The 25,635-nt window shown below is 56.2% G+C and carries 17 protein-coding genes and 1 pseudogene; all 18 read left to right on the top strand.

Translation table 11 applies throughout. The annotated features are described in order from the left end of the window. The first annotated feature begins 10 nt into the window (after window positions 1-10). The 18 genes and pseudogenes from SK47_RS12265 to SK47_RS12180 all read left to right on the top strand — a co-directional run bounded on the left by SK47_RS12265 (window position 11) and on the right by SK47_RS12180 (window position 25,634). A complete protein-coding gene (locus SK47_RS12265; RefSeq protein WP_048244328.1) occupies window positions 11-823 on the top strand; it encodes a type VI secretion system accessory protein TagJ in 813 nt (270 codons plus the stop codon). After that, on the top strand, window positions 816-1,379 hold the full coding sequence (gene tssE / locus SK47_RS12260; RefSeq protein WP_015570336.1) for a type VI secretion system baseplate subunit TssE: 564 nt from the start codon (window positions 816-818) through the stop codon (window positions 1,377-1,379). The genes SK47_RS12265 and tssE overlap by 8 nt, the downstream gene beginning before the upstream one ends. Window positions 1,380-1,381: 2 nt before the next feature. Beyond that, the gene (gene tssF / locus SK47_RS12255; protein ID WP_032628408.1) at window positions 1,382-3,253 is read left to right on the top strand and encodes a type VI secretion system baseplate subunit TssF; all 1,872 of its coding nucleotides are present in this window, start codon (window positions 1,382-1,384) and stop codon (window positions 3,251-3,253) included. After that, a complete protein-coding gene (tssG, locus tag SK47_RS12250) occupies window positions 3,250-4,293 on the top strand; it encodes a type VI secretion system baseplate subunit TssG (protein WP_048208542.1) in 1,044 nt (347 codons plus the stop codon). Before tssF ends, tssG begins: the two co-directional genes overlap by 4 nt. Window positions 4,294-4,331: 38 nt before the next feature. Continuing rightward, complete coding sequence (tssH, locus tag SK47_RS12245) at window positions 4,332-6,947, top strand: type VI secretion system ATPase TssH (protein ID WP_048244326.1); 2,616 nt, start codon at window positions 4,332-4,334, stop codon at window positions 6,945-6,947. A gap of 24 nt (window positions 6,948-6,971) precedes the next feature. Further along, a complete protein-coding gene (locus SK47_RS12240) occupies window positions 6,972-8,405 on the top strand; it encodes a serine/threonine protein kinase (protein ID WP_022651404.1) in 1,434 nt (477 codons plus the stop codon). 25 nt (window positions 8,406-8,430) lie between these two features. Further along, entirely contained in the window at window positions 8,431-9,897 is a 1,467-nt protein-coding gene (locus SK47_RS12235) for a hypothetical protein (protein ID WP_032609467.1), read from the top strand. 11 nt (window positions 9,898-9,908) lie between these two features. Continuing rightward, entirely contained in the window at window positions 9,909-10,655 is a 747-nt protein-coding gene (locus tag SK47_RS12230) for an ankyrin repeat domain-containing protein (RefSeq protein ID WP_048245075.1), read from the top strand. Window positions 10,656-10,852: 197 nt separating this feature from the next. Beyond that, window positions 10,853-12,811 (top strand): type VI secretion system Vgr family protein, encoded by a 1,959-nt coding sequence (locus tag SK47_RS12225; protein ID WP_048244324.1) that lies wholly within the window; start codon window positions 10,853-10,855, stop codon window positions 12,809-12,811. Between the two features lie 21 nt (window positions 12,812-12,832). Continuing rightward, on the top strand, window positions 12,833-13,903 hold the full coding sequence (locus SK47_RS12220) for a PAAR domain-containing protein (protein ID WP_048244322.1): 1,071 nt from the start codon (window positions 12,833-12,835) through the stop codon (window positions 13,901-13,903). Window positions 13,904-13,927: 24 nt separating this feature from the next. Then, complete coding sequence (locus SK47_RS12215) at window positions 13,928-14,374, top strand: hypothetical protein (protein WP_023314298.1); 447 nt, start codon at window positions 13,928-13,930, stop codon at window positions 14,372-14,374. A 14-nt stretch (window positions 14,375-14,388) separates the two neighbouring features. Continuing rightward, window positions 14,389-15,462, top strand: a complete 1,074-nt coding sequence (locus tag SK47_RS12210; protein ID WP_023314297.1) for a hypothetical protein — start codon at window positions 14,389-14,391, stop codon at window positions 15,460-15,462. Between the two features lie 482 nt (window positions 15,463-15,944). Further along, window positions 15,945-16,028, top strand: coding sequence for a hypothetical protein (locus SK47_RS24415; protein ID WP_230246519.1), 84 nt, complete (start codon window positions 15,945-15,947; stop codon window positions 16,026-16,028). 209 nt (window positions 16,029-16,237) lie between these two features. Beyond that, a pseudogene (gene tri1, locus SK47_RS23730) lies at window positions 16,238-17,307 on the top strand (ADP-ribosylarginine hydrolase Tri1). A gap of 159 nt (window positions 17,308-17,466) precedes the next feature. Continuing rightward, window positions 17,467-20,049 (top strand): type VI secretion system Vgr family protein, encoded by a 2,583-nt coding sequence (locus SK47_RS23725; protein WP_048244320.1) that lies wholly within the window; start codon window positions 17,467-17,469, stop codon window positions 20,047-20,049. Next, complete coding sequence (locus SK47_RS12190; protein ID WP_022651393.1) at window positions 20,039-20,557, top strand: hypothetical protein; 519 nt, start codon at window positions 20,039-20,041, stop codon at window positions 20,555-20,557. The genes SK47_RS23725 and SK47_RS12190 overlap by 11 nt, the downstream gene beginning before the upstream one ends. Window positions 20,558-20,765: 208 nt before the next feature. Then, entirely contained in the window at window positions 20,766-21,206 is a 441-nt protein-coding gene (locus SK47_RS12185) for a DcrB-related protein (protein ID WP_048244319.1), read from the top strand. Between the two features lie 3 nt (window positions 21,207-21,209). Continuing rightward, window positions 21,210-25,634, top strand: a complete 4,425-nt coding sequence (locus SK47_RS12180) for an RHS repeat-associated core domain-containing protein (protein WP_156172557.1) — start codon at window positions 21,210-21,212, stop codon at window positions 25,632-25,634. The last annotated feature ends 1 nt before the right edge of the window (window position 25,635 follow it).

Below are 25,635 nucleotides of genomic sequence, written 5' to 3'. Positions count from 1 at the left end.
GGGGGGGGCTATGAATACGCTTTATCAACGTCTGGCGGGTGAGTCGATTAGCGACGCGCTGCTTCGCCTGGAAGCCGAAATCAAAGCTCGTCCGGCGGATGCCGATCTGCGCGCCGCGTTTGTGCAGTTTCTGATCCTCAGCGGCAACTGGGCGCGCGCCCTGACCCAGCTGAAGAGCTGGCTGGCGCTGATGCCGCAGGCAAAACCAACCGTAACGCTGCTGGAGCAGGCCATTCAGGGTGAACAGCAGCGGGCGCGCGTGTTCGCGGGAGAGGCGCGACCGGCAATGCCCGAGGCGCAGTGGCCGTGGCTGTCGACGTTAGCCCAGGCGCTGACCGAACGCGCCGGGCAAGCGCAAACGCTGCGCCTGGCGGCACTCGAACAGGCCCCGGCAAGCCGCGGGCAGGTCACGCTGGAGAATGAAGAGAGCCACACCTTTGAATGGCTGATGGACGGCGATGCCCGTCTGGGGCCGGTGTGTGAAGCCCTGGTCAATGGCCGCTATTTCTGGGTGCCGTTCTGCGCCATCGATGCGATCCGTTTTCAGGCTCCGGCCAGCGTGACCGATCTGGTGTGGCGTCATGCGCTGGTCCGCCTCACGGACGGCACCGAGCAGGTGTGTCAGATACCGGCGCGTTATCCGTTTGCTGACGGCGCTTCCGATAGCGTTAGACTGGGGCGCACCACCGAGTGGCTCCCGCTCGACGACGACGGTGTCCTGTATGAAGGCATGGGGCAGAAAGCCTGGCTGAGCGAGCAAAGCGAAAGCCCGCTGCTCACCCTGAGCCTGGTGACGTTTGCTGCGGATGGTGCGGATGAGTAATCCCGCTGGCGAAGGCGATCTGCTGCGCAGCGGCTGGCAGGCCCGCAGCAGGCAGGAGAAGGTGGGGGCGCGGGACAAAATGCAGCCCTCACTGCTGGATCGCCTGACGGATAACGATCCGGAAAAAAAACGCGAGTCCGCCAACAGCAATCTGATTACCCACGCCGCGCTGCGTCGTAACGTCCTGCGGGATTTACAGTGGTTGTTTAATACCATCAACCACGATGCCTCCAGCGATCTGAGCGGGCTGACGCAGGTGAGCCGTTCCGTCGTTAACTTCGGCGTCGCGCCGCTGGCGGGGAAAAGAATGTCTGATATCGAATGGCACGACATTCAGCGCAAGCTCACCGAAGCGATTATTAACTTTGAACCGCGGATCCTGCCCCAGGGGCTTCAGGTTCGCTGCGTGTCCGATACCTCCTCGTTAGATCTGCACAACGTTCTGTCTATCGAAATCAAAGGCCGCCTGTGGTGCGTGCCGTATCCGCTGGAGTTTCTCTTTCGCACCGACGTCGATCTGGAAAACGGCCATTTTGAACTGAAAGATGCGGGGTAATGATGGAAAGCAAACTGCTCGAATATTACAACCGTGAACTGGCCTATCTGCGCGAGATGGGCGCGGAGTTCGCCGAACGCTACCCGAAAGTGGCGGGGCGGCTCGGCATGCGCGGCATCGAAGTGGCGGACCCGTACATTGAGCGCCTGATGGAAGGTTTCGCCTTCCTGACCTCCCGCGTGCAGATGAAAATGGACGCCGAATTCCCGCGCTTTTCACAGCGTATGCTGGAGATGATTGCGCCAAATTATCTGGCGCCTACGCCGTCGATGGCGATCGCTGAAATTCAGCCCGACAGCAGCCGGGGCGACCTGAGCAAAGGCTTTATTGTGCCGCGCGGCACCATGATGGACAGCCTGGCGCTGAAAAAAACCGGCGTTACGTGCAGCTATACCACGGCGCACGAGGTGAACCTGCTGCCTTTAAAAATTGAGCGGATCGAGCTGGGCGGCGTTCCCGCCGATCTGCCGCTGGCCCAGCTCGGCCTGAGTCAGCGGGGGATCAGCAGCGCCTTACGGGTCCGCATTGCCTGCGATGGCCCGCAGCATCTCGGGCACCTGGATTTTGACCGCCTGGAGTTCTTCTTAAGCGGCCCGGACATCGAGGCGCTGAAGCTGCTGGAGCTGGTGATGGAGCACCACGCGGGCATCGTCTGCCAGACGGTCAGCAAGCAGCCCCAGCGCCAGCTGCTGTCGTCTGACGCCCTGCGTCAGGAAGGTTTTGATGCGGACCAGGCCCTGCTCCCGGACGATCTGCGTAACTTTGACGGCTATCGCCTGTTGCAGGAGTACTTCGCGTTCCCGGCGCGTTTTCGTTTCATCAGCCTGAGCGGGCTGGGCAAGTTGATCCAGCGCTGCGAAGACGAAAAAGCGTTTGATATCTTCATTCTGCTCGACAAGAGCGACGATCAGCTGGAGCGCGTGGTGGATGCCAGCCACCTGGCGCTGCACTGCACGCCGGTGATCAACCTGTTCCCGAAAGTGGCGGCCCGGCAGAAGCTGAGCGAAAGCCAGCATGAATACCACCTGGTGGTGGATAACATCCGCCCGCTGGATTATGAAATTTATGCCGTGAAAAAAATCTATGCCAGCGCGGATGGTCAGCGGGACGACCAGACGTTTCGTCCGTTCTGGAGTACCTGGAGCGGAGACGCGGGCAACTACGGCGCCTATTTTTCCCTGCGCCGTGAGCAGCGCGTTCTCTCCGAACACGCGCTGCGCTATGGCACCCGTACGGGCTATATCGGCTCGGAGGTCTTCGTCTCGCTGGTGGATGCGCAGCACGCGCCGTGGCAGGAAAACCTGCGCTATATCTCCGCCGAGGTGCTGTGCACCAGCCGTGACCTGCCGCTGATGCTCCAGCAGGAGCTTGGGCAGTTTATTATGGCCGACTCCATGCCGGTGAAGGCGTTAACCCTGCGTAAAGGCCCGACGCCGCCGCGTCCGGCACTGGCCGAAGGGTTCAGCACCTGGCGGCTCATCAGCCAGCTGCAAATGAACTACCTTAGCCTGATGGACAGCGAAAACGAAGAGGGCGCTGCCGCGCTGCGTCAGCTGTTAGGGCTGTACGCCAACCTCGCCGAGACGCCGGTTGCCCGTCAGGTGGATGGCGTTCGTCACTGCGTGCTGGAGCCGGTGCACCGCCGCGTGCCGGAACCCGGCCCGGTGGTGTTCGCCCGCGGGATCGGCATCACCCTGACGGTGGACGAACGCGCCTTTTCCGGCGCCAGCCCGTGGCTTTTCGGCAGCGTGCTGGAGCGCCTTTTTGCCCGCCTGGTCTCCATCAACAGCTTTACGGAGTTCACGCTCAAGAGCCAGCAGCGCGGCGAAATCGGCTACTGGGCGCCGCGTATGGGTAAAAGGGCGCTGGTATGAGTGAAGTTGCCCCTGCAACGCTGCGCGTGCATCGCCTGACGCCGCTGCCCGATGCGTTCTGGCGCGGGGTGCGCGAGACGCCGTGGCGCTACGATCTGTTCCAGCTGTTAAGACGCATTGATGCCCAGGGCGGCGAGCGTTACCCGCTGGGGCGCGCACCGCTGCCTAAATTTGAGCCGCTGCGTATTGGTCAGCAGCCTTCAATGGGCTTTGCGCCGTCAACGGTTGCTGAGGTCCGGCAGCGGGAAGAGAACGGACTGCATGAGGTTTCCATTCTGAGCTTCGGCATGTTTGGTCCTAACGGCCCACTGCCGGTGCACATGACTGAGTATGCCCGCGAGCGTATTCATCATCATCAGGATCACAGCCTCAGCGCGTTTGCCGACCTCTTTCACCACCGCCTGACGCTGCTGTTCTACCGCGCCTGGGCGGACGCGCAGCCTGCCGTTTCACTGGATCGCGACGACAACAGGCGCTTCGAAGGGTATCTGGCATCGCTGATTGGCATGGGGCAGCCTGCCCAGATGTCGAAAGGCAGCCTGAGCGCGCATGCCCGCTTTACTCACGCCGGGCACCTGACCCGTCACGGGCGGGACCCGGAAGGGCTGGAGAAAATCCTGCGCAACTATTTCAACGTGCCGGTCAGGCTGGTGGCCAACGTCCCGCAGTGGATGCCGCTCTCAACGCGGGAGCAGGCACAGCTGGGTGAGGGGCGTCGCCTGCCGCGCATGGGAGAGTCCGCTTTTCTCGGCATTGCGGTACGCGACGTGCAGCATAAATTCCGGCTCGAGATTGGCCCGTTGAGCGCAGACGACTACAACCGTTTTCTGCCGGGCGAAGGATGGGTCACCGAGCTGCGCGACTGGGTGCGACAGTACGCCGGGGTGGAATTTGAATGGGAAACACGGGTGATCCTGCGCGCCGATGCGGTGCAGGGCGCCACGCTCGGCAGCGCCGGGCGATTAGGGTACAACACCTGGCTCGGCCTTCAGCCTCAGCCTGTTCCGCGTGGCGATCTGGTGTATCGCGCAGAGCGATAATCCTTCCGTATACCGAATCATTGTTAATGGAAACTAACATGTCAGAAATTAGCCGTGCCGTGCTTTTCGGCAAACTGGATACGCTGTTATTTACCTCTCTGGAAAGCGCGACTGCCTTCTGTAAGCTGCGCGGCAACCCGTACGTTGAGCTGGTGCACTGGCTGCATCAGCTGATGCAGCAGCAGGATGGCGATCTGCAACAGGTCATCCGTCACTTCGCCCTTGATGAACAGCAGCTGACGCGCGATATCGTGGCGGCGCTGGATGCCCTGCCGCGTGGCGCGAGTTCCGTGTCTGATCTTTCCGAGCATATCGACAGCGCCGTCGAGCGCGCCTGGGTCTACGGCTCGCTGAAGTTTGGCGTCAGCCGCATCCGCGGCGGCCATTTGCTGATCGGCATATTGAAAACGTGGAATCTGGCTAACGTGCTGAAAAGTATTTCGGCGCAGTTCACCCGTCTTAACGTTGAGGTGCTGGTCGAGCAGTTCGACGCCATTTGCGCCAGCAGCAAAGAGAGCCAGCAGGCCGCCGCCGCTGCGGACGCGCCTGCCGGGGCAGTACCGGCTGCGCAGGGCACGCTGGCGCAGTATGGTCAGGATCTGACGGCGCGCGCCCGGGAAGGCAAGATTGACCCGGTGGTGGGGCGCGATGAAGAGATCCGCCAGATGGTCGATATCCTGATGCGTCGTCGCCAGAACAACCCCCTGCTGACCGGGGAAGCCGGCGTCGGGAAAACCGCAGTGGTGGAAGGGCTGGCGCTGCGTATCGCCGACGGCGACGTGCCGGAGCCGCTGCAAAACGTTCAGCTGTGGCTGCTGGATATCGGCATGCTTCAGGCCGGAGCGGGCATGAAAGGGGAATTTGAGGCGCGCCTCCAGGCGCTGATTAACGAGGTGCAGTCCAGCGCCACGCCAATTATTCTGTTTATCGATGAGATCCACACCCTGATTGGCGCTGGCGGTCAGCAGGGCACCGGCGATGCCGCTAACCTGCTCAAGCCTGCCCTGGCGCGAGGCCAGCTGCGCACCATCGGCGCGACCACCTGGGCGGAATACAAAAAATACATTGAGAAAGATCCTGCGCTGACCCGCCGCTTCCAGACCGTACAGGTTCACGAGCCGGATGAAGCGAAAGCCGTACTGATGCTGCGTAGCACCGTGTCGCCGCTGGAAACCCATCATCAGGTTTTACTCCTCGACGAAGCGGTCAGCGCGGCGGTGAAACTGTCGCATCGCTATATCCCTGCGCGTCAGCTACCGGATAAAGCGGTGGCGCTGCTGGATACCGCCTGCGCGCGCGTGGCCGTCAGCCAGAGCGCGCCGCCTGCTCAGCTGGAAGACTGCCTGCGCCATCTTGCCGCGCTGGATGTGGAAATTGAGATTGCTGAACGCGAAGCGCGCGTGGGGGCCGGTGATGCCGATCGCGTCACGGCATTACGCGCCGAACGCGACGCGTATGAGACAAAACGCGCAGCCCTGGCCGAGCGCTGGGAAGAAGAACGCAGCCTGGTGCAGGAGATTATCCGCCTGCGCGCCGCGCTGTTCGCGGCGGGCGAGGAAGATACCGCTGAGCTGCGCGGCAAGCTGGCGGAACAGCAGCAGGCGCTGAAAGCCTTACAGGGTGACGAGCCGCTGCTGTTTGCCGCGGTGGATGAAAACGTGGTTGCCGCGGTGGTCTCTGACTGGACCGGGATCCCGCTGGGCCGGATGGTGAAAAACGAGATCGACGCGGTTCTGAACCTTGCCGACACGCTGAACCAGCGTGTTATTGGCCAGCGTCACGGTCTGGATCTGATTGCCCGCCGCGTGAAAACCTCGCGGGCGAAGCTTGATGATCCGAACAAGCCGGTGGGCGTCTTTATGCTGTGCGGTCCGTCCGGCGTCGGTAAAACCGAAACCGCGCTGGCGCTCGCCGAATCCCTGTACGGCGGCGAGCAGAACGTCATCACCATCAACATGAGCGAGTTCCAGGAAGCGCACACCGTCTCCACCTTAAAAGGTGCGCCTCCGGGGTACGTAGGGTATGGTGAAGGCGGGGTATTAACCGAGGCCGTCCGCCGCCGTCCATACAGCGTCGTGCTGCTGGACGAAATTGAGAAAGCGCACCCGGACGTCCACGAGATCTTCTTCCAGGTCTTCGACAAAGGCTGGATGGAAGACGGCGAGGGGCGCCATATTGATTTCCGCAACACCATTATTATTCTGACCTCCAACGTCGGCACCGAGCTGATTAGCGCCATGTGCGCCGATCCGGACCTCATGCCGGAGCCTGACGCGTTAAGCGGCGCCCTGCGCCAGCCGCTGCTGGAGGTGTTCCCGCCTGCGCTGCTGGGCCGCCTGCTGGTGGTGCCGTATTACCCGCTGAGCGACGAGATGCTGGGGCAGATTGTGCGTCTTCAGCTCAGGCGCATTCAGCGTCGTCTGGAAGAGAATCACAACATTATTTCTGAATTTGACGACAGCGTGGTCGAACAGATTGTTCAGCGCTGTACCGAGGTTGAGTCGGGCGGGCGTATGGTGGATGCGATTCTGACCAATACGTTGCTGCCTCAGATGAGCCAGATTTTACTTACCGCCAGCCGCAGCGACGAGCAGTACCGACGTCTGCATGTCACCTGCGAGCAGGGCGAGTTCCACTGTCAGTTTGCCGCGTAATAATCATCAAGAGAACTGTAAAAGATGACGGATAATGATAACAATCGGACTGTCCCAAACGCGCTCCCGGTCGGGTACCGTTTCAATGAGTTTGAGATAAAAGAGGTGATTGGCGGCGGCGGATTCGGCATCGTCTATCGCGCCTGGGATCACCAGCTCGAACGCACTATCGCTATCAAAGAATTTATGCCTTCCTCCCTCGCCGTGCGCGGCGAGGATATGACGCTGGTGCTGCGCAGCGAGCGCTTCGGCAAAGCGTTTTCTGCCGGTCTGAACAGCTTCATCCAGGAAGCCCGCCTGCTGGCGCGCTTTAACCACCCGAACCTGCTGCACGTACTGCGTTTCTGGGTGCAAAACGACACGGCCTATATGGGAACGCTGTTTTACAGCGGCACCACGCTGTCGCGTCTGCGCGAAGAGAAACCGGAGCTGATTAACGAGGCGTGGATCCGCCGCATGCTGCCAATGCTCTTCGGCGCCATCAAAACGATCCACGACGAGGGTTATCTACACCGCGACATCTCGCTGGATAACATTCAGATTCAGGATAACGGCCTGCCGGTGCTGCTCGATTTCGGATCGGCGCGCCGCACCATCGGTAATCTCTCGGATGAGACGGAAACCATGCTGCGTCCGGGCTTCGCGCCTATCGAGCAGTATACCGACGACAATGAAAGCGAGCAGGGGCCGTGGACGGATATCTACGCGCTCGGCGCCGTATTGCGCACCCTCATCGTCGGCTCTCCGCCGCCGGTCAGCGTGGTGCGTTCGATTCAGGACACCTGCAAACCGCTGGTGGAGCTGATGCCGCAGGGTTATTCCATTCCGCTGCTTCAGGCCATCGACAAGGCGCTGGCGCTGCATATGGAAGACCGTCCGCAATCCATTGAGGAGTTTGCGGCGCTGATCGAGATGCCCGTCGCCGGTATCGACGAGGTGCTGACTGCGAAGAAGACCGGTACGATGCTGGTGCCGGTGGAAGAGGAGGCATCTGCTTCCGCGCTGGACTGGCGACGTTACAAGCTTCCGGGGCTGGTGGCCGCGGGCGTGCTGGTTGGGGTGGTTGCCGGTGCGATGCTGTTCGGCGGCGGCAGTCAGGAAACGCCAGAGCAGACGGCGCAAACCCCTGCCGTGAGCCCTCCGGCTGAGACCTCATCCCAATCGGAAACCAGACCGGCAACGGCAGACGTGAGCGAGCCGGTAGCGCCACCTGCTACGGCGCAGCAGAGTGCGCCGCCTGTCGACGCCAGCCCGGTCGCGCTGGTCTACATCCGCATGCTTGATGGCGAGACGCTGAAGGTGAACGGCGAGTCTAAAGCGCTGCGTCCGGGGAATAACGGTTACGCATCGCTGAAATTGCCTGCGGGCGAGACCCGCATTGAACTGGAAGGCAATGGAAGAACGCGTACCCAGACGCTGGATATTGCGAAGCCAGGCACCTGGCTGGTGAATCCGTAAGCCTGCGGGTAACAGGACGGAGCGAATGTATAACATCAAGTTTGTCTATCTGTTCCACGAGAACGTCTCGCCAGCGCTGTTTGCGAAAATAATCCGCCCGTCCGTTGCCGGACAGTGGATTATGTCGGTTCCCGACCATTCGCTGCGCTCACTCTTCACGCGCTACGATCTGCTGCGCACGATCACCGGTGCGAATCCTTATCAGTCCGGGCGCGATACCCGTACGCTGATCGCGCAGGATTTAGAGATGGGCAGAGTGGTTGCCATTGACGAAAGTTTTCGTGACTGGTCATCAGTAACGGAAATTTTTTATATCAACGCCAAAGGGCAACTCCAGGCTGCCTCGCTGGTCGGCCTGGGCTGGTATCCGGTGAGTACGATTGTTGACCGCTACGAAACTATGGTGAGAGCGTACGGATCTCGCCCTGCGCCAACGGTACTGCCAAAACAGGTGGTGAAATCTAAAACGGCACAGGTGCCGGATGAACCTACTCCGGGCAAGGACGGTAAAACCTATGCCGGGCAGCTTCAGAAGATGACCAAAGCAGAACGCTGGCAGGCGCGTAAAGATCTGATCGCGAAGGGGAGCAATAGCCTTTATCCGGATGCCCAGATCGCCGCGAAACGTCTGGCGGCGAATAATATCGCGGTGGAAAAAGCGAAGCTTGCGGAAAATATTTATAAGACCGTGAACCCGCTGGAAACCACACCGGGCGTGCCGGAGGGATGGACGGATATCAGTAATGACGATGTGCTGTTAGGAAAGTTCGGGCTGAATAAATCCATGCTCTTTGACGATGATACGTCCCCCAATTTTCTGGCGCGCGTCTATCAACCGAAGCCGGAAGTGTTTGGTGCAGATATGAACCCCACGCTGGTATTCAGGGGATCGCGCGAGCCTGGCTTCGCCTCTCTGTCTGAGAATGTCTCCTCTCTACTGACCAAAGGGGAACTGGCGCCGGTGGTAAACGGGGCTGACTGGTCGAACAACTTCTCACAGGGCATGGGTATGGCTTCAGATTATTATAAAAAGGCCGTGAGTATCGGTAAGGAGCTGGCAAGGTCAGGCCAGAATATTGATATTGCCGGTCATTCCCTTGGCGGTGGTCTCGCCTCTGCAACCTCTATGGGCAGCGGGAAAGCGGGGTGGACGTTTAACGCCGCCGGCCTCAATGCCGGAACCGTAGAAAAATACGGCGGTAAGATATTAGGCAGTACGGATAATATCCAGGCGTATCGGGTTGAAGGTGAACTGCTGACGAAGATTCAGGAAGTTAACCCCTGGGAAGATCTGAAAACGATGAAAGGGCATGTCCCTTCGTGGATCCTCAAAGAGGAAATCTCTGCGCTGAGCCCTAATGCTGCCGGAATACCCCATGACCTTCCCGGTGGAACCGGAAGTGCGCTGGACCGCCACGGGATTAATCAGGCGATTGATTGCATAGAGCAACAGAAGGATGAGGATATTTCGATAATCGGGAGTCGATTGTGAAAAAAGGGTTGATGGCTTTTGTCGCGTTATGTTTTTTATTCATGATTCAGGGGTGTAAGCAGGATATGGACCTTAATCCACAGGACTACTTCAGCGGTCAGCAGCTTGAACTGGCGAAAGCGATTGAAGAAGGCGATGTCGACGCGGTGAAGACGCTTGCACCAGACAGCGATCTTAATAAACCGGGAAAGCAGGATATGACCCTGCTTTTTTGGGCCATCGGCAACGCGATTAATGATAAAAAGACATCGCCCCATTTAAAGGTGATTACGTTGCTTGTTAAGGCTGGCGCAGATCCGCTCCAGCCTCGACCGCAGGGAAAAAGCAGTCCTGCCGAATTTGCCCTAAAGGGAGACAGTGCGGACTGGATCGACGCGATGCTGGACGGTGGCCTCTCACCCAACGTGAAAGATAAGGTTTTCCACGAACCCATCATCTTCCAGTCGCTAAAAGCGAAAAATACAGAGACGCTGGAAGCCATGCTCGATCGCGGTGCTGACGTCAACTCAACCAACTCACTGGGTAAAACGCTGGTGTTTGATGCGCTGGATAACCAGGCTTACGATCATGTCTTGTTGCTGCTCGATCGTGGAGCGGACCCGTCAGTTAAGGCTAAAAATGGCTGGTCAATGAGCAATGCGCTTGCGGACGCGCTGAGTGGACTTGATCGAGGCAGTGAGCAATACGAGAAGTTAAACGAAATAAAAGAGAAACTTATTCAGAAAGGGGGCGTGTGGCCACCTGCGCCGGTTAAGTGATTGCTCAACTTTCATGAAAGCCAGAGATAAGGTTTTTTCCGGAGTTTCCATAAGCCTGCACTCTTTGGATTTATAAAAACGAAAGTTCGTACCTCCAGACAAATCAACCCAGCATTGCATCAATCCAAAACCACCTCGTCGAAATTAGCTTTACGTTCATAAACGTTCCCAGCATAAACCATTACGGAATAAAGATTATGCTCAACCGAATTACCGTCCAGCTCCCGGTTGAGGGGCTGCTTTTCTGGAAACTCTCCGGCCGCGAAGCGATGTCCGAGTCGTTCGCGCTGACGCTGACCCTGCTTGGTATGGACGCGCGCATTGACCGCAGCAAGCTGCTGGGCCAGCCGGTCACGGTGACCATCCCCACGCAGAGCCTGCTCACCCCCCGCTATATCAACGGCAAGGTGACGCGCGTGGCGGTGAGCGCCGTGGAGCTGACGGGCACCCGCTACGCGGTGTACCAGCTGACGGTGGAGCCGGACCTGTGGCCGATGAAGCGCGACCGCAACCTGCGTATCTTCCAGGGCCAGACGGTGCCGCAGATTGTCAAAACCCTGCTGGGTGAGCATCAGGTTAACCTCGAGGACAAACTCACCGGCAGCTACCGCGTGTGGGACTACTGCGTGCAGTATCAGGAATCGAGCCTGGACTTCATCAGCCGCCTGATGGAGCTGGAGGGGATTGCGTACTACTTCAGCCACGAGGCCGACAAACACACCCTGGTGCTCACCGACGCCGCCACCCAGCACCAGCCTTTCAGCGGCTATGAGGTCATTCCTTACCACCAGACGCCGTCCGGCGGCAGTACGGATGAAGAGGGCATCAGCCAGTGGGCGCTGGAGGACAGCGTGACGCCGGGGATTTACAGCCTCGACGACTATGACTTCCGCAAGCCGAACGCGTGGCTGTTCCAGGCCCAGCAGAACCCGGCGTCACCGAAACCGGGCAGCATCGACGTGTACGACTGGCCGGGGCGCTTTGTGGAGACGGGCCATGCGGAATTCTACGCCCGCATCCGTCAGGAACGCTGGCAGGTGGAGCATCAGCAGATTCAGGCGACGGCCACGGCGGCGGGCATTGCGCCGGGCCACATCTTTACCCTGACCAACGCCCCGTTCTTCAGCGATAACGGGGAGTATCTGGTCACGGCGGCGGGTTACCACTTCGAGGAGAACCGCTACGCGAGCGGTGAGGGGGAAACCATTCACCGCACCGATTTCACCGTTATCCCGGCGTCGGTGTCCTACCGTCCGGCACAGTCCACGGCGTGGCCGCGGACCTACGGCCCGCAGACGGCGAAAGTGGTGGGGCCGCAGGGGGAGAGTATCTGGACGGACAAATACGGTCGCGTGAAGGTGAAGTTCCACTGGGACCGTCTGGCGAAGGGCGATGACACCAGCTCCTGCTGGGTGCGTGTGTCGAGCGCCTGGGCAGGCCAGGGCTACGGCGGGGTGCAGATCCCGCGCGTGGGCGATGAGGTGGTGGTGGACTTTATCAACGGCGACCCGGACCGTCCGATCATTACTGGTCGCGTGTACAACGACGCGAGCATGCCGCCGTGGGCGCTGCCGGCTGCTGCGACGCAGATGGGTTTTATGAGCCGCAGTAAGGATGGCCACAAAGATAATGCCAATGCCCTACGATTCGAGGATAAGGCTGGGCAAGAGCAGATCTGGATTCATGCTGAAAAAAACATGGACACCGAGATCGAGAACTGCGAGACACATGACGTAGGGGTAGACCGTAAAAAAATTATCGGCCGGGATGAGCACGTAACGGTTAAGCGTAACCGGGACGTGAACGTGGGGGCGAATTCAACCAGCAACACGGGTAATCAGCACAAATTCAATGTAGGTAAAAACCAAACCGTATTGACTATGGATAAAGAGGGAAATGCTCTGCTGGAAGCGACAACCTCGATTAAGTTAAAGGTGAATGATAACTACATTCTTATCACGCCATCGACAATTGAAATTATCGTTTCCGAAGGGACACTCAAGGCTGAGAGTATTACTGTGGCATCCTTCAAAGGGACGGAGTTGACGAAGTTAGGCGGCGGAATAAATGCCGAGATGAAAGCTAATGATACTCTTCATCTCAATGGTACAAACCTGACAGATATTAAAGGCGCTGTTGTTAAAATTAACAGCTAATATGTAGAAGGATTTTTGAACATGGGACAGCCTGCCGCCAGAGCGACCATAGATGTCAGCGCACATTCGGGGCCAATACAGTCGGGAAGCCCGGACGTCATCATCGGTGGTTTTCCCGCCGCTCGAAAGGGTGATACGTTATCCTGCTCGACGCACGGCAGCGGTATTATTGTGGGGGGCTCCGGTACTGTCTTCGTTAACGGTATGCCACTTGCACGTCAAGGAGACAAGACGAAGTGTGATGTTAGCGGCTTACCGGCACCTGCCATACCGAAAGCAGCAGCACCTCAATATTGGGGGGGCACGCTGGCGAAAAATGCCGGCGAAGATGGGATGATGCACGGCGAACATTTTGATGCTCGTGTTCTGGGTGCGTACGCCAGCCTCGAAGATAAAAACCTCAACGGTGATTTTGATACCGCTTCAGCTGGTTTTGCGTTGGCGGATATTACAATTGGGAATATGAAAAGTAAGGATCTGCTACGGGCAGAAATGCGTAATAAACTCGCCGTCGCCAATGCGACGGGGTCTCTGTATGGTGGCGGCAACGATATTTATGGCTTGAATGCGAATGCCGCTGCGACAGGTGAGCAATACGGTGGTTCGGTTGCTGCGGGTAAAGAAGGAACGTTGTATGGTGGACTATCAGGGGATGTAACTATTGGTACAGCAGAAGCTAAAGCCGTATTAGAAGTTTATACCGGCAATGATGGGAAGTATGGTTTGACTGCTGACGCCGGTGCGGAAGCGAAAGGAGTGAAAGGCGAAGTTTCGGGTAACCTTGATATTCTGGGCATCGTTTCCGGAGAAGCAAAAATCGACGGTAGCTTTGGGTCTGCTGGTCTCGCGGGAGGTGGAAGCGCTTTCTGGGACACTAAAGATTATTCCGTTAACGTCAGGGTGACTGGTGGGGCTGCAGGGCTTGTAGGGCTTAAGGGTGATGCAAGTCTGAAAGTGGCATTTAAGCCTATACTGGATTTCTTTGACTATTTGTATGGCGAAGAGGATGAGCCAGCCGTCACCTCTGTTCCGACAGAAAGCGGGGATGGGACAATTATTACCGGGTGTGTTACTGTTTTGATAGGCGATTAAGGGATGTGAGAGGACAATGAAATAATGAAATGGGCTGGCTTAACGATTTTTATTTTAATCACTTTGATCTATATCTGGAATGGAAAAGATCTGTATACAAAAGAAGAATGGCGTGGCTTTGGAATAAAATTCATTTCAGTACTGATTGGTGCATTTGTATTGGTCATTGTTTTGGTTGGCTTTTCTAAGTTCATCCCGTTGCTTACCAGAGAAACTGCACGATCATTATCAGTAATAATACCAGCTTCCTTTATGGCAGTGCTTCTGTCGAAGTTTTTTGTCGTGATGTTGAATAATATTTTCGATATTATTATGCGATTCCACAAGCGCTATAACACTGCAGCAAACTATACAAAATTATTATCACTATCTGGTAAGTATGGGGCAAAATTACGCCTGGTAGTAAAGTGTCTAGCCTCGTTAGGCTGTATCTTAATGTTCTATGGTATCTGGTTTGGCAGCACTGTCTGAGTTGAAGAGGTTTTATGAACACTGGTAATAATTATGCTTTTCCCATCGTCTCAACCGCAAGCAATGAAGAGATTAAGGCGAACTACTGGAAATGCCTGTATACCTCTGCTGATAAAAAAATGCTTCAGTACTGGGTGATTTTGCCAAATCGTGTTAAGCCAGCTGAACTGACCCCGCAGCACCTTCCTGAGGTCGGCTTGACTAACTTGGGTCGCTATGCCACCGATGATGCGCAACCCTATATGGAAGTTTGGGCCGCTTATGAACGCTGTCAGTGGGAGATGAATCCCTCTGATTGGCTGTTTAATAAACTGGAACTGATGGGCGAAAAAGTGTTGAATCAGCGCTTGATTGCGCATCCTTCCGGTAGTGGCCTTTTTGCAGATGTGCTAACTCTCAAAACGCACTCGTCCGGCGACGAGGTCATTTCACGTTATACCGTACAGAAAGATTACAATCCGCAAGAAGGAGGCGGAAATTATTTCCTGATTAAAGCGGCCTGTGCCGCTCGCGACTACCCTGCGCTGGCGAATGATATTTACTTTACTGTAGTGAACTGGGATTTACTGCATCGTAGTAACTTGGTTCTGGCTGAACTGCTTAAGACCGTGAACCTCAGTGCTAAAAACAGCAGTGGATTTAAAGTACCGGAATCCTGGCAGGTGAATCCCCTTACAGAAACGCGCCTGGTGGTCGAGCACTCGTTTGATGGCATTAACTACGGTGTCATTAATCTTTGCTTTTTTTCGCAGGAGATGTTGTTTACCGCGCAGGATGTTTTTAGCGTTTCGATTAAACGGTTTCACGATCGAGAACCTGCCGTTACGCTTAAGACTGAAGCACTTGCTACTATTCCAAATGAGTTTAATCCATCCCTCGGAAAAACACTGTGGACATGCCGGGGGGAAATGTTCAGCGCAGAGGAAGAAATGCGCGCTGTTTACCAGTGCTATATTTTTAGCGTGGGCAAAGTCTGGTGCTATGCAGAACTGATTGGCAGACACCGTAACTATCATGATTACCACTTCGAGGCGAATAAACGCTGCCTCGAAATCATCCTGTCAACATTCCATATAGAAAATGTCTAATCTTTGACTCGATATTCAGGACAAATTCATGCGTACGCGTAGCTTTTCTTTTTTTAGATGATCGGTGACTTTGTCGGTTTCCCTGCCCTGTCAATATCATCTCCACCATAAACCGTCACTATCAGGAGTCGAGCCTGGACTTCATCAGCCGTCTGATGGCGCTGGAGGGATTGCTATGCCGATATCCGTCAGGAGCGCAGGCAAGTAAGTCGGGCATCAGAAAATTCACACCACCACGGCGGCAGTGGTTACGCCAGAGCACGCTTTCAAAGATTCTTTCAAGTGAAAAGGATATATTTAAGTTGGATCATGAGTAAAGAAAATTATACCGCGCTGGATTATATCAATGATGCTATTGATGCAATTAATAGTCGATTAGAGAAATATCCTACATTTCTTTATATGTTATGGAGAAGAATCAGTAAGATTATATTAAATCTATTCTCATTGGTGTTGAAAAATATAAAAGTAAATTACACACATTGAATCTCGGAGTGCTTGCGTCCAAAGAGTTTGATACTACTGATGACGAAATTTCTCAGCATTGTCCAATGCTAGGTATATAGCTTCGCAAATGGTACAAGGATTTAAGATTATTCTTCCTCATGAGCAAGGCGTAGAATACTTAAAAAGGCAAAAAAGATATCGCAAGTGATGCGCAGTGTTTGATTACAATCTCCCTTCTTCAAATTAATCAAAGATTTTTTGGTAAGAGAAAAGATGAATAATGGTCTGTCATATGACCCCCCCTGTTGCTCTATTTAAAGGGTGTGTGATGCAAGATCTTCACAGTAAAGACTCAGTAATCAATCATTATGCCGATCGTTATCAATGTTATATGCCAATTGATGTCCGTAATGGATTAAGAAGCAATAGTATAGATGCGTCGAATTCATCTCTCCCATGGGATGTAACATTACCTTTAGTCACGACTGAAGATGTTTCACGTGATAAAGCGCTTGGGGCGTTTGTGGGATTGGCTGTTGGGGACGCCGTCGGCACCACTCTTGAGTTTAAGAAAAGAGACAGTGAACATGTAGCAGATATGATTGGTGGCGGGCCTTTTCAATTAAAACCTGGTGAATGGACAGATGATACGTCCATGGCATTATGTCTGGCAGAGACTTATCTTTCAGAAAACAGAATGCACACCGATGTGCTTAGAAAATATATCCTGAAATGGTATCTTGACGGAGAGAATAGCAGTAATGGTCGGTGCTTCGATATCGGCAATACGACGCGGTTCGCGCTTGAACAGTATATGCGTGTCGGACCTTCCTGGTATGGTAATACAGAGAAACACACTGCTGGTAATGCTGGGGTTATTCGTCAAGCACCGGTGTCTATCTTTTGTCGAAAATCACTGCGTGCGATTTACTTCGAATCACAGGCTCAGAGTCGAGCACGCATGGCGCGGTAGAATCAATTAACGCATGCCAATTTCTCGGATTGGTATTGCACTATTTAATCAACGGTTATCAAAAAGAAGAAGCTTTTTCGCCTCATGTTTTCCCACTGTGCGCGCGTGTAATGATCATAAACGCGGGTGAGTATAAGCAAAAAACTCGCGACCAGATTCGTTCAAGTGGTTACGTTATTGATACGCTTGAGGCCGCGATGTGGTCCGTATGGAATACGGATAATTTCCGTGATGCCATTCTGCTGGCAGCCAACCTTGCCGATGATGCTGACAGCGTTGCGGCGACGGCGGGACAAATAGCTGGAGCATTATATGGTTATTCCGGTATTCCGCAGGAGTGGAAAAACAATCTTGTACAACATGAACGTATCGCCAAAATGGCTGGTGAATTGTTCGATAGAGCCCCCGAAGACACTTTCTTATAACTGTTTATCTCAATGAAACTACAGGAAAAGTAGTTTTATTTTGTGGCAAGCGAAGTCAATCTTACAGCTACTCATTATCACATCAACGGCGTTTCCGCTTTGCATACTGAGATGAGTTAACTTCTGGCACTGAGATTCGTCCATAGTGGAATAAAGATTATGCTCAACCGAATTACCGTCCAGCTCCCGGTTGAGGGGCTGCTCTTCTGGAAACTCTCCGGCCGCGAGGCGATGTCCGAGTCGTTCGCGCTGACGCTGACCGTGCTCGGCACAGACGCGCGCATCGACCGCAGCAGGCTGCTCGGCCAGCCGGTCACGGTGACCATCCCGACGCAGAATCTGCTGACCTCCCGCTATGTTAACGGCAAGATTACCCGCGTGGCGGTGAGCGCCGTGGAGCTGACGGGCACCCGCTATGCGGTGTACCAGCTGACGGTGGAGCCGGACCTGTGGCCGATGAAGCGCGACCGTAACCTGCGTATCTTCCAGGGCCAGACGGTACCGCAGATTGTCAAAACCCTGCTGGGTGAGCATCAGGTTAACCTCGAAGACAAACTCACCGGCAGCTACCGGGTGTGGGACTACTGCGTGCAGTATCAGGAGTCGAGCCTGGACTTCATCAGCCGCCTGATGGAGCTGGAGGGGATTGCGTACTACTTCCGCCATGAGGCGGACAAGCACACCCTGGTGCTGACCGACGCCGCGACGCAGCATCAGCCGTTCAGCGGCTATGAGGTCATTCCTTACCATCAGACGCCGTCCGGCGGCAGTACGGATGAAGAGGGCATCAGCCAGTGGGCGCTGGAGGACAGCGTCACGCCGGGGATTTACAGCCTCGACGACTACGACTTCCGCAAGCCGAATGCGTGGCTGTTCCAGGCGCAGCAGAACCCGGCGTCACCGAAACCGGGCAGCATCGACGTGTACGACTGGCCGGGGCGCTTTGTGGAGACGGGCCATGCGGAATTCTACGCCCGCATCCGTCAGGAACGCTGGCAGGTGGAGCATCAGCAGATTCAGGCGACGGCCACGGCGGCGGGCATTGCGCCGGGCCACATCTTTACACTGACCAACGCCCCGTTCTTCAGCGATAACGGGGAGTATCTGGTCACGGCGGCGGGTTACCACTTCGAGGAGAACCGCTACGCGAGCGGTGAGGGGGAGACCATTCACCGCACCGATTTCACCGTTATCCCGGCGTCGGTGTCCTACCGTCCGGCGCAGAGCACGGCGTGGCCGCGGACCTACGGCCCGCAGACGGCGAAAGTGGTGGGGCCGCAGGGGGAGAGTATCTGGACGGACAAATACGGTCGCGTGAAGGTGAAGTTCCACTGGGACCGTCTGGCGAAGGGCGATGACACCAGCTCCTGCTGGGTGCGTGTGTCGAGCGCCTGGGCGGGCCAGGGCTACGGCGGGGTGCAGATCCCGCGCGTCGGCGATGAGGTGGTGGTGGACTTTATCAACGGCGACCCGGACCGTCCGATTATTACCGGGCGCGTGTATAACGACGCGAGCATGCCGCCGTGGGCGCTGCCGGCTGCGGCGACGCAGATGGGCTTTATGAGCCGGACAAAAGACGGTTCCGTGGACAACGCCAACGCCCTGCGCTTTGAGGACAAGGCGGGCGCAGAGCAGGTGTGGATCCAGGCCGAGCGTAATCTGGATACCAGCGTTAAAAATGATGAAACGCACAGCGTCGGCGGGGCGCGCAGCCATTACGTGAAGAAAAATGAGCTGCATCGCGTGGAGGCTAATCAGATCCAGGCCGTGAAAGGCGGAACCGAGATCCTGACGGGTAAAGGCAAGCTGGATGCGGCGGTAGAGCAGTATGTTATTGCTTCCGGGACGAAGCTGCGGCTGGTCTCTGGTGAGAGCGCCATTGAACTCAACGCGAACGGCAAGATTAACCTGATCGGCAAAGAGTTTAACTTCTTTGTCGAAGGGGATGGGTATATCACCACGGGCGGTAAGCTTCATCTGAACACGTCGGGAACCAAGCCGGGCACTACGGCGCCGGGATCGGGGCATAAAGGGGATATTGATGCGGCGGTGCAGGAGAAGTTTTCTCCGAATAAAAGTGCTAAGAATCCGGCTCCCGCAGCTTCAGCGCCAGCAGCAACCAGACCAAAACCAACAACAAAATTTGCATCAGCGCCACCATTAAAAGGGAGTTACGTCTATCAAAATAATTCCTACAACTCTGATGTGATGCCCTTCAGTGAAGATGTAGTTAAGGAAATCAATAAGTCACCAACGCTTCAGACACAATTAAAAGATCTAAAAGATAAAGGGTGGGCTATTCAGCCGGGAGCAGCAGGAGGGGGGAGTTACGCTGATACGAATAACAAATTGATTGTCATGGACCCTGAACACATGGAAGATACAGCCACAACGGTGCAAACTCTGGCACATGAGGCAGGGCATGCAACTTATCCTGTTGCGGTAGATTCTTCGAGTAAGGAAAGCTTCATCAACAGCCAGCTTATGGATGAAGGTGGAGCAACGCTGAATAACATTAAAATACAACGCGAGATCCTTGCAAACGGCGGTATTGATATTGATATAGCGGGAAGTGCCGAAAACCTAAAAGCATATAATTCTGCCTATGATAAAATGGTAAGTGGTGAGTTATCTCGCATTGATGCAGCCAAAGCAATAGGAAAAGTGTATGGTAAAGGGGAAATAGCCTCAGGGACTAATCTAAATTATAATGATTACTATGGAGGATTCTATGGAAAGTAGGATGATTAAAGCTACATTCCTCATTGTTCTTCCACTATTTTCAATATTTACCTATGCAGGGCATAATAAAATGAATCAAGATTCGTTGTGGCAAATGATTAAAGAAATGAAATCAGTGTGGGGTAAACAAGTTGAGGATGTCAGTAAACTGTTTAACCAACCGCTGATTAATAATACACAGGAGAAAGAAGACCGTTATACTTCAGCTCCCTTTACGTTAACTGATGGCACACGGATCAGTAATGTGGATGTTCGTTTATGGGGAAATGGTGATAATAGCGTATCTTTGGTTTCTTTCGTAGTTAATCAACCATGTATTACTCTTGATCAAGTCAAATCTCATTTTCCGGATCTAAAATTGTCTAATATCCCTCGCGGAAACACGCCGGGACAATCAGTTGGATATCGCACCCCTACCGATGAACGCGGGCTGGCATGGGCATTTAGCTTTCCAGTTCTGAATCAGGAATGCCTGGGCAGGGTAGTTATGTCACGCTACGAACAATAAGTTGCGAGGCAATTTTACGGGCTGTGAAAGAAGATAATTATCAAACGGCCAATAATATCGCTGCCCCTAAAGTTTTTGCGGAAAAAAAGAAAGTGCTAACGTTCTAATGATCATATTTCTCTGAGTCGCTAAGCAGTAATTAATATTGGCGGTATAAATTTTAGCGCTTTTAATTTTATTTTTCGAATAAATCATCCCGAGTTCACTTATGAAATACACCCTCCAGGAAGGTTCCTTTACCCTTTTTCCTGCCGCCTGTCAGGACAACAGCATGAACATCATTCGCGATGACGAAAGCGGGCTGTCCGTGGTGGTCAGCCGCGGCGTTATCCCCGATGGTAGCGATTACGAACAAGAGTTTCACCGCCAGTGGGACGTGCTGCGTCCTCAGATGGGGGAAATTGCACAGAGCGAATTTCAGCACGTAAAAGCCGGGCCAGACGGAAACATTAGCGGACTGGAAGTTGAGACCACCTTTGACCGTAACGGCCAGCGCCTGTGGCAAAAACAGCTGGCCGTGCAGACGCCGGGCAAACCGGTACTGATGATTTTTACCCTCTCGGCCTTAAAAGCCTTTACGGAAGAGGACGAGGCGCGCTGGAGCGCACTGAAGCAGAGTCTGACGCTAAACGACAACCGGAATGTGTAAGGCATGAGCGATAACAACGCGGCCCGTAAGGGCGACGAGATTATTCACTCCAGCATTTTTGCTGATATTACCAGCATTGTGGCGGAAGGTGCCGCCTATGCGGTGATTGGCGCGGCGGTGGGCGCGGCAGCGACCGTCGCGGCCCCACTGCTGGGAGCCGGGGCCGCAGCAGCAGGCGTGGCGGCGATTGGATCCAGCTGTCTGTTGAGCGGCATTATTGGTGGGGTTCTGGCGAACGTCGCCGGGATCACCGACGATATCAGCAACGCCGCTGAAGGATTAGGCAATGCGCTTTTCCCGCCGTCGCCCGCGGGTAAAATCACCACCGGTTCGAGCAATGTTCTGACAAATAAACTTCCCGCTGCACGCGCCGCCGGGACGTTAACGCCTGCCGATACCCCGTCCCCTGAGCCGCAGTCGCCGGGCAGCTTTGCCGACTACGCGGGTATGCTGCTCTCCGCTGCCGGACAGTTTGGCAGCGAAATGTGGCAGCCGAGCGTTGCCTCAGCCGCCGCAGGGACCTCGCCGCTGGAAGAAGACAAGGTGGCGTGTGATAAACACTCCGGGCCACAGTATCTGGCGGAAGGCTCCAAAAGCGTCTTTATCAACGGGCAGCCCGCGGTACGTGCGAAAGATCGCACCACCTGCGAAGGCACCGTTTCCGACGACGTCTCCCCGAACGTGATCATCGGCGGCGACACCCTCACGGTCCGCGATATCAAAAGCGGTAAAACGCCGGGTCTGGCGTTGGGGATGATTGCGCTCTCCCTGCTGCGCGGGCGTCCGGGCAAGATCCTGAAAAACATGCCCTGCGCGCTGGCTGCTGCCGGTGGCGGGATGCTGGCTGATATGGCCGTCAACGCCGTGTTCGGCTCCTCGCACCCGGTTCACGCCGCCACTGGCGTGAAGGTGCTGAACGACGACGATGAACTCGATTTCTCGCTGCCGGGGCGCTTTCCGCTGCGCTGGCAACGCAGCTACAACAGCCTGACCACCCGCGAAGGGCTTTTCGGTCTGGGCTGGGCTACCACCTTTGACAGCTATCTGACGCTGGAAGAAAACAATGCCACCTGGTTCGATGAAACCGGGCGCGAGCTGAGCTTCGAGCTGCCGCCGGTCGACCGCGCGTTTTACAGCATCAGCGAAGGCATCATTATCCGCCGCAATGAGAGCGGCGACGTGGCGATAGCTGACGATGACGGCGCGGTGTGGCGTCTGTATAAACCGACCCGCGCTAACCCAGCCATCATGCGCCTGGCCTCCCTCAGCGACGAATACGGCAACGCGTTGCTGACGGAATGGGACGAGCACGGGCGGCTGGTCGGTCTGCACGATGAGCCGCGGGCGATCGATGTCACCCTGCGCTATGACGATGAACGTTTCCCGCAGCGCGTTACCTCGGCGAGCCATTTTGACGGCAACCAGACATGGCCGCTGATGCAGTGGGGGTATGACGCGCGCGGCCAGCTGGCCAGCGCAACGGATGCCTCCGGCGTGGTTACCCGTGAATACCGTTATAACGATGATGGCCTGATGGTCTGGCACCGTCTGCCGGGCGGGCTGGAGAGCGAATACCGCTGGCAAAAATTCGACCACTGGCGCGTGGTGGAAAACCGCACCAGCACCGGCGACGGCTGTCGCTTTACCTATGATCTAGCCGCCGGGCTGACGACCGTCGAACACTACGACGGTCAGACGCGAAAGCATTACTGGAACGCGCAAAACCTGATTGTTCGCTACGTTGACGAGCGCGGTGAGAACTGGCGCTACGAGTGGGATGACAACGAACTCCTCACGCGTCGCATCGATCCGCTGGGTAATGCCGTTACTTTCGTCTATGACGAGATGGGCAACCGGGTGCAGGAGATCGACGCCGATGGCAATACCCGCACCACCACCTGGCTGGAGCACCGTGCGCTTCCGGCGTCCATCATCGAAGCCGACGGTAGCGCCACCCGGTTCCTGTATGACGAACATCACGGGCTGAAACGCGTGGTGGATCCGATGGGGCAGACCACGCTGCTGCGTCGGGACGAGTTTGGTCAGGTTGTGGAAGAAGTCGATGCCGCCGGGAACAGCCGCTACCAGGAGTACAACGAAGCCGGGCAGATGGTGCGTGTGACGGACTGTTCGGGCCGTGTGACACAATGCCGTTATCATCCGCTAGGCTGGCTGGTGGCTGAGATAAGCGCCGACGGCGAAGAGACGCGTTACCGCTACGACGCCGCGGGGCGTCCGGTGCAGCTCGACCGACCAGAAGGCTGGACCGAGTCGCTCAAATGGAACGAACGTGGCCTGCCGGTGAAGCATGCGGGCGCCGACGGGAAAGAGAGCGAGTTCAGATACGACGAGGCAGGGCGCTTAACCGCCACCCGTAATACGCAGGGTGAAGAGGTGCGCCGCCGCTGGGACAGCCGCGGGCGTCTGATTGCCCTGGAAAACGAGAACGGCGAAGCGTATCAGTTCCGCTGGGGGCCAGACTCGCTGCTGCTGGAAGAGGTGGGGCTTGATGGCGTGGCCTCGCAGTATCGCTATGACGCCTGCGGGCGCACGATTGCGCGCACCTTTGCCGCCGGTCATCCGGAGGCCATCACCCATGCCTTTGCCTGGAGCGCGAGCGGCCAGCTGGTCGCCCGCACCACGCCGGAAGGGCAGACCCGCTACCATTACACGCCGTCCGGCCTTCTGAGCCGGATTGGGCTTCATCCTGCGCTTTCAGCCGACGTGTGGACCACCGAGGCAGAGCAGGAGCTTGTGTTTGAGTATGACGCGCTCGGGCGCGTCACGCGCGAAGCGGGCGAGCATGGTGAGCTGGCGTGGGGATATGATGCGCTGGGCAACCGCACCTCCGTCACGCTGCCCGATGGCCGCGAGCTGAAACAGTTCTACTACGGCAGCGGGCATCTGCTCAGCATCGCGCTTGATAAGCTCTCGGTCTCCGACTTTACCCGCGACGAGCTTCACCGCGAGACCAGCCGCACGCAGGGGCTGCTGACCACCCGCAGCGAATACGACCGCCTCGGCCGACTGCACCGCCGGGACGTTTTTACCGGCAATGCCCAGCGCCCGTCGCCGCGCCGCTGGTCCCGCCGCTGGGATTACGACTACCGTCATAACCTGGTGCGCGAAGAGCGGGACGATAACCCGTTCAGCTGGTACCGCTGGCAGTACGACAGCGCAGGCCGGCTGCTGGTTCAGGACGGCACGCTGCCCGGCCAGGAGCAGTGGCGCTGGGATGCAGCCGGTAACCCGCTTGAAGGCTCTGCTGAGAAGGTCACGCACAACCGCCTGACGCAGCTGAACGGCATTCGCTGGCGCTATGACGTCCACGGACGCACCGTGGAGAAAGATAACGGACAGACCCGCTGGCACTACCGCTACGACGGTGAGCACCGCCTGACGGAGGTGATCAGCCAGCCGCGGGACCGCAACAGGCCGCAGACGCAGGTCAGCTTCCGCTACGATCCGCTCGGGCGACGCATCAGCAAAACGCGCCGCCAGATGCTGGGCGGCCAGCCAACCGGCAAGCCGGTCACCACGCGGTTTGTCTGGGAAGGGTTCCGGCTGTTGCAGGAGGTGCACGGGGACGTGCCGCTGACCTACGTCTACAGCGATCAGAACAGCTACGACCCGCTGGCGCGCATTGACGGCGTTGATGCTCCGGAGATTTTCTGGTTCCACTGCCAGCCCAACGGCACGCCGGAGCGGATGACGGATAGCGAAGGACAGGTGCGCTGGGAAGGGGTAAACAGCGCCTGGGGCAAGCTGCTGCGGGAAAGCGAGACGCAGGTATCAGGATATTCCCAGAACCTGCGCATGCAGGGGCAATACCTGGACCGCGAGACAGGGCTGCACTACAATCTGTTCCGGTATTACGACCCGGACTGCGGAAGGTTTACGCAGCAGGACCCGATAGGGCTGGCGGGGGGGATAAACCTTTACCAGTATGCGCCGAATGCGCTGGGGTGGGCAGATCCGTGGGGGTTGACTCCTGACGATCTCATTCGTTACCGGCCACATGATTCTCTTTCTGCTCAAGGTGGAGCTAGAAGCTCTGCTATTTCTAGGGCATGGGTGCAAGAAAAAGCCTTATTGCAGGATGGTGGGGCTGGCACAAGAAATTGGACAGCGCAAGAGAGGGATTTAATTTTGAAGACTCCCAACAAGAGCCTAACCTCTGTGATGTCCCGGGCAGGTTATACCGGGCATCATATCAATTCGGTAGAAGGCAATGGTACACTTGGTTCCAAATGGCAAGGTGATCCGAGGAACATTGTATTCTTGAAAAATCATAACCATCCCGACAAGTTCAATGAGCATGTCCATGGTGATCAAGGACATAGAGGGAATACTAAGAACTCGACGCGTGGGCGCTTAATCGATAGAGAAAGAACACTAAAATCTAGACAACGATGTAAGCAATTATAGG

The organism is Enterobacter sp. BWH52 (assembly GCF_001037565.1).
GTDB classification, from domain to species: Bacteria; Pseudomonadota; Gammaproteobacteria; order Enterobacterales; family Enterobacteriaceae; genus Enterobacter; species Enterobacter hormaechei_C.
This window is presented reverse-complemented; position numbering and strand designations above follow the sequence as displayed.

Bases quoted from the DNA above. Each gene is read 5' to 3' on its own strand.
- SK47_RS23725 (WP_048244320.1), top strand. From the start codon at position 17,467: ATGCTCAACCGAATTACCGTCCAGCTCCCGGTTGAGGGGCTGCTCTTC.
- tssG (WP_048208542.1), top strand. From the start codon at position 3,250: ATGAGTGAAGTTGCCCCTGCAACGCTGCGCGTGCATCGCCTGACGCCG.
- SK47_RS12225 (WP_048244324.1), top strand. From the start codon at position 10,853: ATGCTCAACCGAATTACCGTCCAGCTCCCGGTTGAGGGGCTGCTTTTC.
- SK47_RS12185 (WP_048244319.1), top strand. From the start codon at position 20,766: ATGAAATACACCCTCCAGGAAGGTTCCTTTACCCTTTTTCCTGCCGCC.
- SK47_RS12220 (WP_048244322.1), top strand. From the start codon at position 12,833: ATGGGACAGCCTGCCGCCAGAGCGACCATAGATGTCAGCGCACATTCG.
- SK47_RS12265 (WP_048244328.1), top strand. From the start codon at position 11: ATGAATACGCTTTATCAACGTCTGGCGGGTGAGTCGATTAGCGACGCG.
- SK47_RS12235 (WP_032609467.1), top strand. From the start codon at position 8,431: ATGTATAACATCAAGTTTGTCTATCTGTTCCACGAGAACGTCTCGCCA.
- SK47_RS12240 (WP_022651404.1), top strand. From the start codon at position 6,972: ATGACGGATAATGATAACAATCGGACTGTCCCAAACGCGCTCCCGGTC.
- tssE (WP_015570336.1), top strand. From the start codon at position 816: ATGAGTAATCCCGCTGGCGAAGGCGATCTGCTGCGCAGCGGCTGGCAG.
- SK47_RS12215 (WP_023314298.1), top strand. From the start codon at position 13,928: ATGAAATGGGCTGGCTTAACGATTTTTATTTTAATCACTTTGATCTAT.
- tssH (WP_048244326.1), top strand. From the start codon at position 4,332: ATGTCAGAAATTAGCCGTGCCGTGCTTTTCGGCAAACTGGATACGCTG.
- tssF (WP_032628408.1), top strand. From the start codon at position 1,382: ATGGAAAGCAAACTGCTCGAATATTACAACCGTGAACTGGCCTATCTG.
- SK47_RS12230 (WP_048245075.1), top strand. From the start codon at position 9,909: ATGGCTTTTGTCGCGTTATGTTTTTTATTCATGATTCAGGGGTGTAAG.
- SK47_RS12180 (WP_156172557.1), top strand. From the start codon at position 21,210: ATGAGCGATAACAACGCGGCCCGTAAGGGCGACGAGATTATTCACTCC.
- SK47_RS12210 (WP_023314297.1), top strand. From the start codon at position 14,389: ATGAACACTGGTAATAATTATGCTTTTCCCATCGTCTCAACCGCAAGC.
- SK47_RS12190 (WP_022651393.1), top strand. From the start codon at position 20,039: ATGGAAAGTAGGATGATTAAAGCTACATTCCTCATTGTTCTTCCACTA.